Here is a 15,517-nt window from a genome sequence, read left to right on the forward strand (position 1 = left end):
GACCGACATGAAGGTCGGCACCACCCCCGCGCGCTCCGGGCTCCTCTCACTTCTCCTGCTCGTCGCCTGCAACGCTGGCACCCAGACCGGCAGGGTCTCCTCGCCGGCCACGGCCGGCAGCGCCGCGCCGCAGGCGGCGACGTCGACCCCGGCGACGACCGCGCCGTCCGAGACGCCGACGCGCGCCGAGTTCGATCCCGTGGCGCAGGGCCTCACCGTGGAGGGCGTGAAGCAGCTCTGCGACGAGCACCTGCGCGCCGCGGAGGGGCACCTCGCCGCGATCAGGGCGCTCCGAGGCGCGCCGCCGGAGAAGCTCACCTACGCCGCGACGCTCGGGCGGTTCGACGACGCCGCGCTCGAGGTGAACAGCGCGGGCGAGTTCCCGTACCTGATGGGGGTCGCGCACCCGGACGCGGCGGTGCGAGAGGCCGCAAGGCTCTGCGAGCCGAAGGTCGACAGGTTCACGACCGCGATGTGGCTGGACGCCGATCTCGCCGCCGTCATCGAGGCGTACGCCGAGAAAGGCGACGCGCGCGAGACGTTGAACGGTGAGCGCGCCCGGCTGCTCTCCGATGTCCTGCGCGACTTCCGCCGCAACGGCCTGTCGCTGCCGGTCGACCGACAGCAGCGCCTCCGCGACGTGAACGAGCAGATCACCCGCATCGGGCAGGAGTTCATGTCGAACCTGTCCGCGTCGACCGCATCGATCGAGATCGCGCCCGCGTCCCTCCAAGGGCTGCCCAAGGAGTACGTGGCGAAGCACGCGCCCAAGGCGAACGGCAAGGTCGAGATCACCACCGATTACCCCGACTTCTTCCCGTTCGTCACCTACGCCAAGGACCGCAAGGCAGCGCTCGCTCTCTACGTCCTGTTCACCAACCGCGGCGGCGAGAAGAACGTGAAGCTCGTCGATCGCCTCCTCGCGCTCCGCTCCGAGAAGGCCAAGATGCTCGGCTACAAGAGCTGGGCGGACTACGCCATCGAGCCGCGGATGGCCAGGACGAGCGGCGCCGTGCGCGGCTTCCTCGACCAGGTCAGGACCGCGCTGAAAGAGCCCGCCAAGGCCGAGTTCGCCGCGCTGATGAAGGAGCACGTGCGGCTCGGAGGCAAGCCGACCGACAAGCTCCCCCCCTCCGATCGCTACTTCCTCGAGGATCGGGTCCGCGCGTCCACGTACCAGTTCGACTCGCAGGCGCTCTCGGATTACCTCGAGCTCGGCGCGGTGAAGCAGGGGCTCATGGACATCACCGCGAAGATGTACGCCCTCGAGTACAAGGAGGTCCCCGCGAAGGCGTGGCACCCCGACGTGACCGCGTACGAGGTGCGCTCCGAGGGCAAGCTGATCGGCAAGTTCTACCTCGACCTCTACAGCAGGCCCGACAAGTACAAACACGCGGCGATGTTCACCGTGCGGACGGCGAAGCTGCTCGACGACGGGTCGTGGCAGAGCCCCGTCGCGGCGCTCGAGTGCAACTTCCCGAAGCCGGGGGCGCAGCCGGCGCTGATGTCCCACGAGGACGTGGTGACGTTCTTCCACGAGTTCGGGCACGTGCTGCACCACCTCCTGACGCGCTCGGAGCTGGCCTCCTATTCAGGGACCGCGACGGTGCGCGACTTCGTCGAGGCGCCGAGCCAGATGTTCGAGGAGTGGGCGTGGTCGCGCGAGGTGCTCGATCTGTTCGCGAAGCACCACGCGACCGGCGAGAAGATCCCGGACGCCCTCTTCCAGGCGATGACCCGCGCGCGAGGCTTCGGTCGAGCGCTCGCGACGCAGCGGCAGCTCACCCTCGCGTCGATCGATCTGGAGCTCCACACCCGCGATCCGGGCTTCGACGCGACCGTGGTCGTGGAGCAGGCGCAGCGCGCGAACGAGTCCTTCGCCTTCGTGAAGGGGACGCACCTGCAGTCGAGCTTCGGGCACCTCATCACCTACGACGCGGGCTACTACGGCTACCAGTGGGCGCTGTCGCTCTCGCGCGACGTGCTCACCCGCTTCAAGCAGGAAGGCCTGCTGAACCCCGCCGTCGCGCGCGCGTTCCGCGACGAGGTGCTCGCGAAGGGCGGCGGCGTCGAGGCAGGAGCGCTCGTCACCCGCTTCCTCGGCCGCCCGCCGAGCCACGACGCGTACCTCGCTTACCTCCGGGGCAAGGAGTGAACGGGCAGCTTCAGGGCTCGATCGCGACGCCGAGCTCCTCGCGCAAGGCGTGGTAGGCGTCCGAGACCGTGAACGAGAGGAGATCGCCGATCTTCTCCTCGGCCGTCAGCACGCCCGGCGCGTCTCCCCGCGAGAGCGACGACGCCGCCACCGAGAGATCGCTGGTCAGCAGATAGCCGACCCGGGCAGCGCACCGCTCGACCGATCCCACCCAGTGCGCGAGATCGAGCGGCGCGCGGATCTCGTAGAGCTCGAACACCGCGGCCTCCAGGGCGTCACGCTCGCTCTCCGTCAGGTGCTCGTCGAGGAGGGGCACCAGCCCGAGCACCGCGCCCTCGAGGTCGGCGGGGACGAGCTCGGACGGCCGCGCCACCTTGACGGCCGCCGCGAGGCAGACGCCGAGCTCCTCTAGCGACGGGAAATGGAGCAGCAGCCGGTGCGGGCCGACGTGGTACGCGACGTGGCTGCCCACCAGGAACGCGAGCTCGGCCGCCGTCCTCCCGCGGAGCGCCTCGCCGCCGACGAGGATGCTCGGCTCCTCGACTGGCACCGCGGCGACCGCGATCGGCGCGTCCTTGCGGAGGTAGACCGCCGGCGCGGCGATCCCGAGACACCGGCTCGCCCACGAGAACAGGCGAACCACGCCGGCCGCGTTCCGCTCCGCGTCGGAGCGCGCTGCCGGATCGAGCTGGGGAACCCGCTTCTCCCGCACGCGCTGGGCGAAGCGCGCGCGGATCGCCGCGCCGGCGACCGACGCGAGGACCTCCTCGAGCGCGCGATCGCGATCGCCCGCGCGCAGGAGGTCCCACGTCGCGACGCTCAGCCCGCGCGCAGGCTGGACGAGGCCCGCCGGGCGGTGCTCCTCGAAGATGAAGCGCTCCCGCGCCTCGGCCGCGCCGAGGTAGACAGCCACGCTCGCGGCGGACCACGCCTGGTCCACCCGCCTCAGCTTCTGGAACGTGTCGAACAGGTCGTGAAACACCTGGACGTTGCCGGGATCGAGCACCGCGGCGGCCTGGAGGTGCGCGGCGGCGCGCTCGAGCCGGCCGGCGGTCCGCGCGAGCGACGCCGCGCTGAGCCGCCCCGGGACATCGTCCGGTCGCTCATCCACCGCGCCCTCGAACGCCTCCAGCGCGGAGCTGGGATCTTCTAAGTGATCGCGGAAGAGCATGCCGAGGCGGCGGCAGAGCTCCCAGGTGACGTCGCTCCGGACGCGCAGGTCGGCGATGCGCTGCGCCCGCTCGAGCATCCGCCGGTACGCGAGCTCGAGCTCGCCCCATTCCTGCCGCGCCGAGAGGAGGATCGCGATGAGGGAGAGCGGATCGAGGAACGTGGGATCTGCGTCCAGCGCGCGCTCGAGCAGCTCGATCCCGTCCCGCTCCCGGGTGACCTCGGTCAAGGTCGCGCGGGCCTCGCCCTGCATCGCGGTGCGCGCGAGCTCCAGGAGCGCGACCGCCCGCTCCCTGGGCTCCTCCATCAGGTCGATGAGGCATCGGCGCGCCACGATCGACGCATCGACGTCGCCCGCTGCCTGGTAGAGCCGGCCCAGGCCGCGCAAGACCGTGCGGTCGTCGGGGCGGAGCTCCCGCGCCCGCTCGAGGAGCTCCAGCGCGCGCGCCGGCTCCCCGGCGATGCTCTCCCAGCGCTCTGCGAACTGGACGAGGAGCCCGAAACGATCGCCGTCCCCCTCGACGCGCGTGAGCAGCCGCTCCTCCGCGATGCGCAGCCGGACGAAATCGCGCCCGGTGAGGTGGAGCTCGACCAGCGCCTCGAGCGCGGGCCGGTGCTCCGGCGCGAGCGCGAGCGCCTTGTCGAAGCTCTCGATCGCCTCGCGGTGCCGCTCCTGGCGCCACCTGGTCTGGGCGATGCGCAGATGCACCTCCGCGCGGGCGTCCCGGTGCGCGACGCCGACGAGCGCGAGCGCCTTCTTGTACGCGGTGAGCGCGCCCTCCAGGTCCGCGGCGGTGGCGAGCATGTCGCCAGCCGCGAGGTACTGCGCGACCGGATCGTCCGGCGCCGGCGCCGGCGTGGTGGCGGCGTCCCGCTCGTCCGCGACGACCAGCTGCGCTGCCTCGGGCCTCTCCGCCGGGGGCGCGCCCGGGGCGCCGCCGCGCGGGACGAGCACCGAGAAGGAGCCCCGCCCGCCCGTCCGCGCGAAGCACGGGATGGCGCTGGCGAGGTCGGCGTTCCCCTCCACGCGGCGGAAGATCGCCTCCGCGGTGAGGCCGCGCTCCGGCTCGGCCTCGTCGAGGTGCTCGACGAAGGCGCGGGTGAGCACCGACGGCAGATCCGCGTCGAGCGAGCCGATCGGGTGGGCCGCGACGAGGAGCTCGACCCCCGTCACGGAAGACGCCACCGCCTGCTCCGCGGCGGCGACGACGGCGCGCGAGGTCGCCCCGGGGCCGTGATGGCACTCGAGGACGAAGAGCACCTCGCCGCGCGCGCGATCGCGGAACACCGAGGCGATGTCGCCCAGCGCGTCGCCCACGCCGGGGTTCTCGGGGTCGAGGCAGAGGAAGAGCTCCCCGTCCGGCGACAGCGCGACCGCGCTGGAGGCGTAGAAGAGGAACAGGGTGGATGCGTCGTCGCGCGCGGCGTCCTCCGCGTCGACCAGGGTCCTCCGCGTCGCAACGACCTCGTCGAACAGCGCGTCGAGCTGCTCCGCGAGATCCCGGGCGGGATCGACGTCGATCACCCGGAAGCCCGCGTCGTCCAGCGAGAGGCGGGCCCGGATGAGATCTCCGTCGAGCGAGCCGGGCGCCGGCCGCTGATCGCGGTGCAGGCTGGGCGTGGCGACGACGGCCAAGCGCATCAGGGCGCCCTCTTCTCGTTGCGTACGCGCATGCAGGCGAGCAATCTACCCAGGGCCGCGCCCGAAGCGAAGCGGGTTGCCACGCTGCGCCGCACCACGCCGCAGCGTGAGGTCCCCCGCACGAGAGATCAGCCGGCAGAGAACAGGCATGAGCGAAGGCAGGCGTCGTTGGTGGACGGAAGTACTCCGCAGCGCGCGCGCAGCTCGCGCCGCGTCAGCCGCGTCAGCCGCGTCAGCCGCGTCAGCCGCGTCAGCCGCGTCAATTGCGCTCGCGGTCGCCCTCGTGTCCGGCTGCGGGAGCGTGTGCGACGAGGCGACGGAGCACACCGAGGAGTGCGGCTTCCACGGCAGCGGCATTTCCGCCGAGGCGTCGTGCGACGGCCGCGTCCGGTGCGCGTCGGCGTGCGCGGCGGAGGCTCCCTGCGGCGCGTTCGATGGCACCGACGCGGCCGCGTTCGATCGGTACCAGCGCTGCCTCGAAGCTTGCTGAGCCCGCCGCGTCGCTCAGCGGGCGGCCCGGACGAGCGCGGCGCCGTCCGGCGGCCTGTCGTCGTCCGGGCCGAGGCACAGCAGCGACAGGTCCTTCCAGGGAGCGAGCCCCTCGCCGCCGAGCGGCTCGAGGTGGACGAGGACGTCCTCGAGCACGCGGCCAAAGCCGTAGATGTCATCGCGCGGATCGCTCGCCCGCCCGGCGAGCCGCTCCGGTGAGACGTACCCTGGGCTGCCGCCGGCGGACGGCGCGCCACGCGGCCTGGCCAGCCCGAAGTCGGTGAGCACGGGCTCGCCGAGGTTGCGCAGGAGCACGTTGGCCGGCTTCACGTCCGCGTGGACGTAGCCGCGCTCATGGATTCGGGCGAGCGCGCGCGCGAGCGGACGCGCCCACCGCGCGATCGGCGCGAGCGCCGCCGCGTCGCCGGCGCGGAGCACGTCCCTCACCGACCCCCGCGCGATCCACTCGAGCGCGATCCACCCCTCCTCGGGGTCCGCGTCGAAGACCCGCACGACGCCGGGGCCCCCGAGCGCCGTGGCGAGCCGCACCTCGCGGGTGAGGTGCGCCCTGTCGCCGCCCCGCCCGTGGTAGACCTTGAACCCGATGCGCCGGCCGAGCACCTCGTCCTCGGCCTCGTAAACCGCGCCGGCGCCGCCGCGCGCCACCTCCCGGAGCAGGCGGAACGGGCTCTTGCCCGCCGAGGGCGCGACCACGGTCACATCCTCCAGCCGGGCGACCGCGGCGGGCCGATCCGCGCCGAGCGCCGCCCGCCAGCGCTGGTGGCGCTCGCGCGCGCCCGGCGCGCCGATCTCCCGGACGAGCACCCGCTCGATCGCGCCGACCGCGCGCGGGAGCTGCCCCAGCGAGGCGTAGAGATCGGCCGCGAGGACGAGGCCTTCGGTCGAGGACACAGGCTGGGCGCGCGACGCGCCCCCGCGCTCGCGCGACGCGGCGCCCTCCAGCACGGCGAGCGCGCCCTGCTCGTCGCCCCGGGCCGCGAGCAGATCCGCGCAGGCCACGCGGATCGGATCGGGCAGCACCCGCTCCTCCATCGCCGCGACGAGGTGCGCCACGGCCTCGGCTTCCCGGAGCGTCCCGCGCACCCGCCGGAGCACGGCGATGACCTCGTCCGTCGAGGGCCCCTCCCGCGTGCCGGAGCTCCGCAGGCGCGCGATGTCGTCGCCTCCGCTTTCACGCGACGCGCGCGCGTGCGCCTGCGGCCGCTCCGCTCGCGCAGGATGCGCGCTGCCCCCGACGTCCGCCCCGCCCGGCCCGGCGGCGCCGCGCGCGTCCGCCGGCGCACCGCCGTCCGCCGCGGCGCCGCCGAGGCGCTCCTTGAGCCGCCGCCACAGGCTCACGCCGCGCCGCCCTCGGCGCCGCCACGCCGGATCGACGGAGCCTCGCCCGCGGGGGGTAGCCGGAAGACCGCCGTCCCCCCGCGCGCCGAGGCGATCGCGTCGCCCGCGCACAGCTCGACCGACGGCGCGAGCTGGTAGTCGCCGAGGAACGGCGGCGGCGCCCCCGGCGGCGTCTTCAGCGCGACGAACGCCGTGGCCCCAGCCCGATCGACGCGGATCCGCCAGGGGCCGACCGGCAGATCGCCGAGCGGCGCCGTGAAGCGATCGCCCGCGATCTCCACCACGCACCCCTCCCCCGTCCCCGGCGTGATCGCGCACGGCACCTCCCCGCCCAGCAGGAGCTGCACGCCGCGGCCGACGGGCAGCGGCCCCGTGAGCCGCGCGCCCGCGAGCGTCGTGCCGTTGCGCGTCCCGAGGTCCTCGACCTCGACGCCGGACGGGCCGCGCCGGATCCGCACGTGCGTCCTGCTGACGGCGCGGGACGCGACGACGATGGTCGCCTCGCCGCGGCCGATCGTGACCTCGTCGCCGAGCGCGCACCGCAGGAGCGCGCCGCCGAGCTCGAGCGAGAGGATCGGCCCCGAGAGGAGCCGCGCGCGGATCGCGCGCAGGGCGTCGGCCACCTGCTCGCCGCCGCGGTTCCCCGCGATCCAGGCCTCGGCCACCGCGATCGCCTCGCGGCGCTCCGCCATCCGGTCGAGATCCGCGATCGACCGCAGGACCGCGGCGAGCTCTCGCTGGTCCCTCTCGACGGTCATCGAGGAGCGGAGCCGCTCCTCGAGCCGCTCGATCGCGCCCGCCGCGGCCAGCACCCGCGTCTCCGACTCGGTGTCGCCCACCAGGGCGTACGCGTCGGCCGCGCGCTCGAGCTCGCCCGCCTCCTCGAGCTCGCGCGCGACGGCCAGCGCCTCGCTCCGCATCACGCTCGCGCCCCGCGCGCGCACCAGATCGAACGCGAGCAGCGCCTTGCGCCCGAGCGCCGCGCGCTTGAGCTCCGGGCTCTCCGCCATGCGGGACGCCGACGCGCAGAAGGCGATCCGCTTCTCGACGCTCCGCTCGGCGTCCGCCCGGAGGAGGAGGACCCGGGCCGCGTCGTCCGGCATCCCGGCGTCGAGGTACAGCTCGACCGCCCCCGCGAGATCGCCGGCGAGCTCCTTGGCCTCGGCCGCCCTGCGTCGGCTGTCCCCCCGCCTGAGCCCGAACCACTCAAAGAGACTCACGCAGCGCCATCCTCGCCCCCATCCGACATCCTACCCTTGATGCGCGCCGGCCCCAACCGCCAGCGTTGACTCCCTCCCTCGTCACCCGCAGGATTTGCGGCCTCGATGTCGACAACGAACCGCCTCGGCGAACTGCTCGTCCGCGAAAAGCTCATCAGCCTCCAGCAGCTCAGGCAAGCCCAAGAGGAGCAGCGCAAGACAGGTCAGAACCTCGGGTACGCGCTCGCCAAGCTCGGGTACATCTCCGACGGAGAGATCACGAGCTTCCTCTCGACGCAGTACCGCGTCCCGGCCGTCGCCCTCGACGAGTACGAGATCGACGCGGAGGTCTCGCGCCTCGTCTCGCGGGACGTCTGCGAGAAGCACAAGATCATCCCCATCTCCAGGTCGGGGACGGCGCTCGTCGTGGCGATGGCCGATCCGACGAACCTCCACGCGATCGACGACATCAAGTTCCTCACGGGCTTCAACGTGGAGCCCGTCGTCGCGTCCGAGACCGGCATCACGGAGGCGATCGAGCGCGCCTACAACGTCGGGCCCTCCTACGACGAGGTGCTGAGCGAGTTTGGGGAGGAGGAGGTCGGCTTCCAGGTCGAGGCCGACGACGTGAACGTCCTCGAGCTGGAGAAGGCCGCCGAGGGCGCGCCCGTGGTCCGGCTCGTCAACGCGATCCTCCTGAACGCCATCAAAAAGGGCGCGAGCGACATCCACGTCGAGCCGTACGAGAAGAAGCTCCGCGTGCGCTACCGCATCGACGGCGTGCTGATGGAGGAGATGCAGCCGCCGATCAAGCTGAAGAACGCGATCTCGAGCCGCCTCAAGATCATGAGCTCGCTCGACATCGCCGAGCGGCGGCTCCCGCAGGACGGCCGCATCAAGCTGAAGATGGGCAGGGGCCGGGAGATGGACTTCCGCGTCTCGGTGCTGCCGACGATCTGGGGCGAGAAGATCGTCCTCCGCCTCCTCGACAAGTCGAACCTGCAGCTCGACATGGCAAAGCTCGGCTTCGATCCGAAGCCGCTCGCCGACTTCAAGTGGGCGATCGGCCAGCCGTGGGGCATGGTCCTCGTCACCGGCCCGACCGGCTCCGGCAAGACGACGACGCTCTACTCGGCGCTGTCGGAGCTCAACCAGATCGGCTCGAACATCAGCACCGCCGAGGACCCTGTCGAGTACAACCTGCACGGCATCAACCAGGTGCAGATGCACGACGACATCGGGCTGAACTTCGCGATGTCGCTGCGGTCGTTCCTCCGGCAGGACCCGGACATCATCATGGTCGGCGAGATCCGCGACTTCGAGACGGCCGAGATCGCCGTCAAGGCCGCGCTCACCGGCCACCTCGTGCTCTCGACGCTGCACACGAACGACGCGCCGTCGACGATCTCGCGCCTCCTCAACATGGGCGTGGAGCCGTTCCTCATCACCGCCAGCGTGAACCTCGTGCTGGCCCAGCGCCTCGCGCGCAAGATCTGCCCGGACTGCCGCGTCCCGCTGAAGGTCGACGCGAGGGTGCTCCTCGACTTCGGCTTCACCGAGCAGCAGGTGGCGCGCGCGGAGCTCATCCGCGGCGCGGGCTGCAAGACCTGCAACGGCTCCGGCTACAAGGGCCGCGTCGCGCTCTACGAGGTCATGCGCTTCACCGACGCGCTGAAGGAGATGGTCCTCCAGGGCGCGTCCACGGCCGAGCTCAAGGCCGCCGCGATCAAGGGCGGGATGCTGACCCTCCGGATGAGCGGGATCGAGAAGGTGCTCGCGGGCGTCACCACGACCGAGGAGGTCGGCCGCGTGACGATGGGGGACTGAGCGCATGACCACCGAGCTCGTCGGACAGCAGGAAGGCCTCCGGTACACGCTCCAGCAGCTCCTCCGCGCGATGGTGGAGAAGGGCGCGAGCGACATGCACATCACGAGCGGCACGCCGCCGCTCCTGCGCATCGACGGCACGGTGGTGCCGCTGAAGCTCCCGCCGCTCATGCCGAGCGACACGAAGCAGCTCTGCTACTCGGTGCTGAGCGAGGAGCAGGTGGCGGCGTTCGAGCAGCGCAACGAGCTCGATCTCTCGTTCGGCATGAAGGGGCTCGCCCGCTTCCGCGCCAACATCTACATGCAGCGCGGCGCCGTCGCCGCCGCGTTCCGGCAGATCCCCTTCCGGATCATGAACTTCGACGAGCTGGGCCTGCCGCCGGTGGTGCTCGACATCACCGCCAAGCCCCGCGGCCTCGTGCTCGTGACGGGCCCGACGGGCTCGGGCAAGACGACCACGCTCGCGAGCATCATCGACAAGATCAACTCGGAGCAGCGGCTGCACATCCTCACGATCGAGGATCCGATCGAGTACCTGCACCCGCACAAGCTGTCGCTCGTGAACCAGCGCGAGATCGGCTCCGACACCGCGTCGTTCAAGGACGCCCTGCGGTACGCCCTGCGCCAGGATCCGGACGTCGTGCTGGTCGGTGAGATGCGCGACCTCGAGACCGTCGAGTCGGCGCTGACGATCGCCGAGACCGGCCACCTCGTGTTCGCCACGCTCCACACGAACTCGGCGATCTCGACGATCAACCGCATCATCGACGTCTTCCCGCCGCACCAGCAGTCGCAGGTGCGCCAGCAGCTCTCGTTCACGCTCGTCGCCGTGATGACGCAGCTCCTCCTGCCGCGCGCGAACGGCCCGGGGCGCGTCATGGCGATGGAGGTCATGATCCCGAACGCGGCGATCAGGAACCTCATCCGCGAGGACAAGCTCCACCAGATCTACTCGCAGATGCAGGTGGGCCAGTCCGGCAGCGGCATGCAGACGATGGCCCAGTCGCTCGTGTCTCTCTACCAGCGCCGGATGATCACGCTGGAGGAGGCGTTCGCGGCCGCCGCCGACGGCGAAGAGATCCGGGCGATGCTGGAGCCCCGTCAGGCGGTGAGCTCGCGGAACAACGGCCCGAAGCAGCCCTGACCACAGCGGCGCCCTGCCCTTCGGTTCACCCTGCACGCTCGACCCGCCTTACGGCTCACGGCGCGGCGCGGCGGGAGGCGGGGCGGACGGTCGGACGAGCGCCGCTGGCATCCAGAAAATCGCAGTAAAATCGAGGCCATGGAGAGGGGGCTCCACACTTTTTTGACATCTACCCAACCGTTCAGTAGGTTCCGCCCGATGCAGGGGCTCACCGAGCGACAACAGCAGGTGCTTCACTATATCCGGCAGTCGATCAGCGAGCGCGGCTACCCGCCGACGCTGCGCGAGATCGGCGCGCATATGGGGATTCGCTCGACGAACGGGGTGAACGATCACCTCCGGGCGCTCGAACGCAAGGGCTACCTCACGCGCGAGGACATGAAGTCGCGCGCGCTCCGCCCGCGCGATCTCGACGGCGCGGGCGCCGGCGGCGGCGCCGATCTCCGCGGCGCGCTCGTGAACGGTGGGAACGACGCCCCTGCGAACGACCAGGAGGACGACCTCGTCGAGATCGCGGTCGTCGGCCGGATCGCCGCGGGCCTGCCGGTCCTCGCCGAGGAGCACGTCCTCGATACGGTCCGGATCGAGCGCACGCTCGTGCGCGGCGGGCGCGAGGTGTTCGGCCTGCGCGTCACCGGCGACTCGATGATCGAGGCGGGCATCTTCAGCGGCGACTACATCTTCGTGCGCCGGCAGCTCACCGCGCAGCGCGGCGACATCGTGGTGGCGCTGATCGGCGACGAGGCGACGGTAAAATACTTCTTCCCCGAGAAGGACTACGTGCGCTTCCAGCCGGCGAACGCGGCGATGGCGCCGATCCTGGTCCGGGCGAGCGACTTCAAGCCCGCGATGCTCCTCGGCGTGGTCGTCGGCGTCTACCGGAAGCTCTGACCTCACCCTTCCCTTCCCCGAGCCGGTTGACGCGCGCCGAGCGGCCTTGATAGCGTCGCGACGGCCGGGCAGACGGTCTTAGGTGCCCGCTCCAGAAAGAACGCGATCGTGACGACGCACGGGCGGCGATTCGGGACTTGGATTTCAGGCGCGGGCATGGTGCTCGCGGCGGCTCTCACGGGCGGCTGCGGCGGTACCCTCTACGCGTTCACCGCGAACTCGGCCTCGAGCAAGCTCGAGACGGCCGAGGCGCTCGGCGCAGAGAAGTATGCGCCGTACGAGTACTACACCGCGCGCGAGCACCTCTGGAAGGCTCGGGAGGAGGCCGCGGCCGCCGACTACGGCGACGCGATCGACTTCGCCGACGTCGCAGAGGAGTACGCGGACAAGGCGATCACCCTAGCGAAACAGGCGCACGAGGGCGCGGGTCGATGAGCATTGGAATGACGCGCCGCAGTTCCCGCCGCGCCCGTCGCGCAGGCGCCGTCGCTGTCGTGGCGATCGCCGGGGCCGCCTTCTCGTGCACGCAGGTGCCGGTCATGCGCGGCGACATCGAGGCGCTGACCACCATCGCCAAGCAGGCGGAGCGCAACGGCGCGCTCCGCTGCGCGCCGCGCGAGCTGGCGATGGCGAAGTCGCACCTGTCGTTCGCCTCGGTCGAGCTCGATCAGGGCTTCTTCGTCCGGGCCAAGGAGCACCTCGACATCGCGAAGGCGAACACGCACGCCGCGTACGACCTCTCGCCGCCGCAGAAGTGCGCCGAGCGCGGGTTCGTCGAGGAGGCGCCGCCGCCCAAGCCCGGAGACTGCGACGGCGACGGGCTGCTCGATCCGCAGGACAAGAAGTGCCCGTGCGACGCCGAGACCTGGAACGGCTTCCAGGACGATGACGGCTGCCCGGACGATCCGGACACGGACGGCGACGGCCTGACGGACGGCAAGGATAGCTGCGTGCTCCTGCCCGAGGACAAGGACGGCTACCTCGACGAGGACGGCTGCCCCGAGCTCGACAACGACCTCGATACGGTCCTCGACGCGAACGACAAGGACAGCACGGGCAAGAACTGCGCGAACGACCCGGAGGATCCGGACGGCTACGAGGACGCCGACGGCTGCCCCGAGCCGGACAACGACCAGGACACCGTGGTCGATCTCGAGGACCAGTGCCCGAACGAGCCGGGCGTGGTCGGCGGCGACAAGCCGGGCTGCCCGAAGAAGCCGAGCCTGGTCATCGTCACCGAGAAGGAGATCAAGATCACGCAGCAGATCCACTTCGAGTTCGACAAGGACAAGATCCGGCCCGAGAGCTTCCCGATCCTCGACGCCGTGGTCGAGGTCCTCCAGCAGAACCCGAAGATCAAGATCGAGATCCAGGGGCACACGGACAACAAGGGCGCCGCGGCCTACAACAAGAAGCTGTCGGATCGGCGCGCGGCCTCGGTGAAGAAGTACCTGGTCGCCAAGGGCATCGACGAGGCCCGGCTGACATCGAAGGGGTACGGCATGGAGCAGCCGATCGTGCCGAACACGTCCGACCAGAACCGTGCCCTGAACCGGCGCGTGCAGTTCGTCCGCACGGAGGGCGCGCAGTAGTCCAGCCGTCGCGGGAGCACCGCCTGGCGTGTCGGGGTACGGTCGCTCTCGACCGCGCAGTCCAGGGGGCCGGACCCGGCCCCCTCCTCCTGAAAGCAAGAGCCCCTCCCCAGCACACCCTGGAGGTCTGAACCCGTGTTTTTCCGTCGTTCACGCCGCGCTCGTCTCGCGTCTGCACTGACTTCGCTGTGGGTCCTCGGCGCGCCGGCGGTCGCCGGCGCCGCCGGCGAAAAGGACGCGGAGGCGATGAAGCTGCACAACCAGGCGATGGACGATGACTACCTCTCTGTCGAGTTCGACAAGGCGGAGAAGAAGCTCAAAGACGCCCTGAAGAAGTGCGACAAGAACGCCTGCTCGAAGCCGGTGGTCGGCAAGCTGCACATCGCGCTCGGCACGGTGTATGGCGGCGGCAACAAGCTCCAGCAGGCCAAGGCCGAGTTCGTGCTGGCGCTCCAGGCCGATCCGAAGGCGGCGCTCATCGACGCGCTGACGACGACCGAGCTGGCCCAGGCGTTCAAGGAGGCCCAGAAGGAGGCGCAGGCCGCCGGGAAGGCGCCTCGCGACGGCGGCGGCAAGGCCACGAAGGCCGCGGCGGGCGACGTTCCCCACACGCCGGTGGCGGAGCAGGCGGTGAACACGCCGGTGCCCGTGTACGTCGAGATCCCGGAGGAGATCGACGCGTCCAAGGCGACGGTCCGCTACAAGCCGTTCGGTTCGCCCAAGTGGAAGTCGCTCGAGATGAGGCGTATCGAGAGCGGCTTCGGGGTGGAGATCCCCTGCGAGGATGTCACGACGACCGGCGATATCCGGTATTTCGTCATCCTGAGAGACGAGGCGGGCGATCCGGTGGGCACCGCCGGTTCGATGCAGGCGCCTCACCGGGTGCCGATCAAAAACGAGATCGAGCAGGAGCCGTCGCTGCCTGGCCAGGAGCCGCCGAAGCGGTGCGCCGCGAAGGAGGATTGCCCGCCGGGCCTGCCTGGCTGCCCCGAGGCCGGCGGCAAGCGCGGGGACAAGACGTGGGGTTCGGCCTGCGAGGCGACCGAGGAGTGCCAGTCGGGGCTCGCCTGCGTGAACGGGACCTGCGAGCAGGGGAGCGACGAGGGCGGCGGGGCGTCGAAGGGCAAGGGCAAGGGCAACCGCAACGTGGTCGGCGTCTCCGGCCAGCTCGACCTGCTCCTGGTGCGCGGTACGGATTACGTCTGCTCGGGCAGCGACGCCGCCTACGCCTGCTTCTATCCGGGCGGCGAGGGCCGGCAGTTCTACGGCGAGCCCGCGGATCTGGAGGGAACGAACGGGGTCAAGGGCGGCCTGAGCCTCGCTGGGTGGCGGGTGATGCTGTCGTACGATCGGCAGCTGTTCTCGGACCTGTCGCTGCTCCTCGGCGTACGGGTCGGATTCGCGTTCGGCGGCTCGCCGTCTTCCAAGAACGGGCCGAACCCGTGGACGGACGAGGCGGGCAATGACCTGCAGAACCCGCACCTCCAGGCGCTCAGCTTCCTGCCACTCCATGCGGAGCTCCGCGCCACGTATTTCCTCCTGGGGGATCGGATCGTCGAGAAGGGCGGGTTCCGCCCCTATGCCTTCGCCTCGCCCATCGGGCTGGCCCAGGTGAACGCCTCGGTGCCTGTGGATGTGTGCGATCGCCGCACCGAGGAAGGGGATCCGGTGCGCACCAGCAGCAGCAACAGGTGTCCGGCGAACACCCGCTACGTCGAGAATCTCGATGCCTACCAGATCACGGGGCGGAACTTCTCCGCGCTAGGCGCCGGTGTGGTCTATGGCATCACCCAGAACTTCGGAGTGTCTGCCGAGATGAAGGTGATGCTGATGTGGCCAACGCTCGGCCTCGTCCTGGCCCCCACCGTCAGCCCCGTGTTCGCCTTCTAGCCCCGTCTCCCGCACCCAGAGCGACGTTCCCGACGTGCTCCAGCGCAGCGCGTCGGGACAGCCGAACCCCTCTTCCCTCCCCCGTCCCAGCCGCAGCGCGGGGGGCGCCCGCACAGGAGACGGGCCCAGATCGGCGTTTTCGGCGCGCAGGCGTACTCA

At 71.2% G+C, this 15,517-nt stretch carries 11 protein-coding genes; 8 read left to right on the forward strand and 3 right to left on the reverse strand.

What is annotated here, in order from left to right:
• Positions 1 to 7: 7 nt before the first annotated feature.
• Positions 8 to 2,155 carry a M3 family metallopeptidase gene (locus WMF11_RS24885; RefSeq protein WP_437979141.1) on the forward strand — a complete coding sequence of 716 codons (2,148 nt, stop codon included), beginning with the start codon at positions 8 to 10 and terminating at the stop codon, positions 2,153 to 2,155.
• A gap of 10 nt (positions 2,156 to 2,165) precedes the next feature.
• Here the strand turns inward: WMF11_RS24885 and WMF11_RS24890 are convergent, their stop codons facing one another.
• Positions 2,166 to 4,967: a tetratricopeptide repeat protein gene (locus tag WMF11_RS24890; protein ID WP_437979142.1), complete on the reverse strand. Its 2,802-nt coding sequence runs from the start codon at positions 4,965 to 4,967 to the stop codon at positions 2,166 to 2,168.
• Positions 4,968 to 5,250: 283 nt separating this feature from the next.
• Between WMF11_RS24890 and WMF11_RS24895 the strand changes: the two genes are divergently transcribed.
• Complete coding sequence (locus WMF11_RS24895; protein WP_437979143.1) at positions 5,251 to 5,457, forward strand: hypothetical protein; 207 nt, start codon at positions 5,251 to 5,253, stop codon at positions 5,455 to 5,457.
• 14 nt (positions 5,458 to 5,471) lie between these two features.
• Here WMF11_RS24895 and WMF11_RS24900 read toward each other — a convergent pair whose 3' ends face one another.
• Together WMF11_RS24900 and WMF11_RS24905 are read right to left on the reverse strand one after the other, a co-directional pair.
• On the reverse strand, positions 5,472 to 6,815 hold the full coding sequence (locus WMF11_RS24900) for a serine/threonine-protein kinase (protein WP_437979144.1): 1,344 nt from the start codon (positions 6,813 to 6,815) through the stop codon (positions 5,472 to 5,474).
• Positions 6,812 to 8,035, reverse strand: coding sequence for an FHA domain-containing protein (locus tag WMF11_RS24905; protein ID WP_437979145.1), 1,224 nt, complete (start codon positions 8,033 to 8,035; stop codon positions 6,812 to 6,814). Before WMF11_RS24905 ends, WMF11_RS24900 begins: the two co-directional genes overlap by 4 nt.
• Positions 8,036 to 8,140: 105 nt before the next feature.
• On the opposite strand from WMF11_RS24905, the gene pilB reads away from it, so the two are divergent.
• The 6 genes from pilB to WMF11_RS24935 all read left to right on the forward strand — a co-directional run bounded on the left by pilB (position 8,141) and on the right by WMF11_RS24935 (position 15,358).
• On the forward strand, positions 8,141 to 9,841 hold the full coding sequence (pilB, locus tag WMF11_RS24910; protein ID WP_437555160.1) for a type IV-A pilus assembly ATPase PilB: 1,701 nt from the start codon (positions 8,141 to 8,143) through the stop codon (positions 9,839 to 9,841).
• A 4-nt stretch (positions 9,842 to 9,845) separates the two neighbouring features.
• Positions 9,846 to 10,985, forward strand: a complete 1,140-nt coding sequence (locus WMF11_RS24915) for a type IV pilus twitching motility protein PilT (RefSeq protein ID WP_437555162.1) — start codon at positions 9,846 to 9,848, stop codon at positions 10,983 to 10,985.
• Between the two features lie 198 nt (positions 10,986 to 11,183).
• Positions 11,184 to 11,876 carry a transcriptional repressor LexA gene (gene lexA / locus WMF11_RS24920; protein ID WP_437979146.1) on the forward strand — a complete coding sequence of 231 codons (693 nt, stop codon included), beginning with the start codon at positions 11,184 to 11,186 and terminating at the stop codon, positions 11,874 to 11,876.
• 108 nt (positions 11,877 to 11,984) lie between these two features.
• The gene (locus tag WMF11_RS24925) at positions 11,985 to 12,311 is read left to right on the forward strand and encodes a DUF4398 domain-containing protein (RefSeq protein ID WP_012237102.1); all 327 of its coding nucleotides are present in this window, start codon (positions 11,985 to 11,987) and stop codon (positions 12,309 to 12,311) included.
• A gap of 8 nt (positions 12,312 to 12,319) precedes the next feature.
• On the forward strand, positions 12,320 to 13,468 hold the full coding sequence (locus WMF11_RS24930; protein ID WP_437555164.1) for an OmpA family protein: 1,149 nt from the start codon (positions 12,320 to 12,322) through the stop codon (positions 13,466 to 13,468).
• 246 nt (positions 13,469 to 13,714) lie between these two features.
• A complete protein-coding gene (locus tag WMF11_RS24935; RefSeq protein ID WP_437979147.1) occupies positions 13,715 to 15,358 on the forward strand; it encodes an EB domain-containing protein in 1,644 nt (547 codons plus the stop codon).
• The last annotated feature ends 159 nt before the right edge of the window (positions 15,359 to 15,517 follow it).

Source organism: Sorangium sp. So ce295, from assembly GCF_051527405.1.
In the GTDB taxonomy this organism is placed as follows: domain Bacteria; phylum Myxococcota_A; class Polyangia; order Polyangiales; family Polyangiaceae; genus Sorangium; species Sorangium cellulosum_B.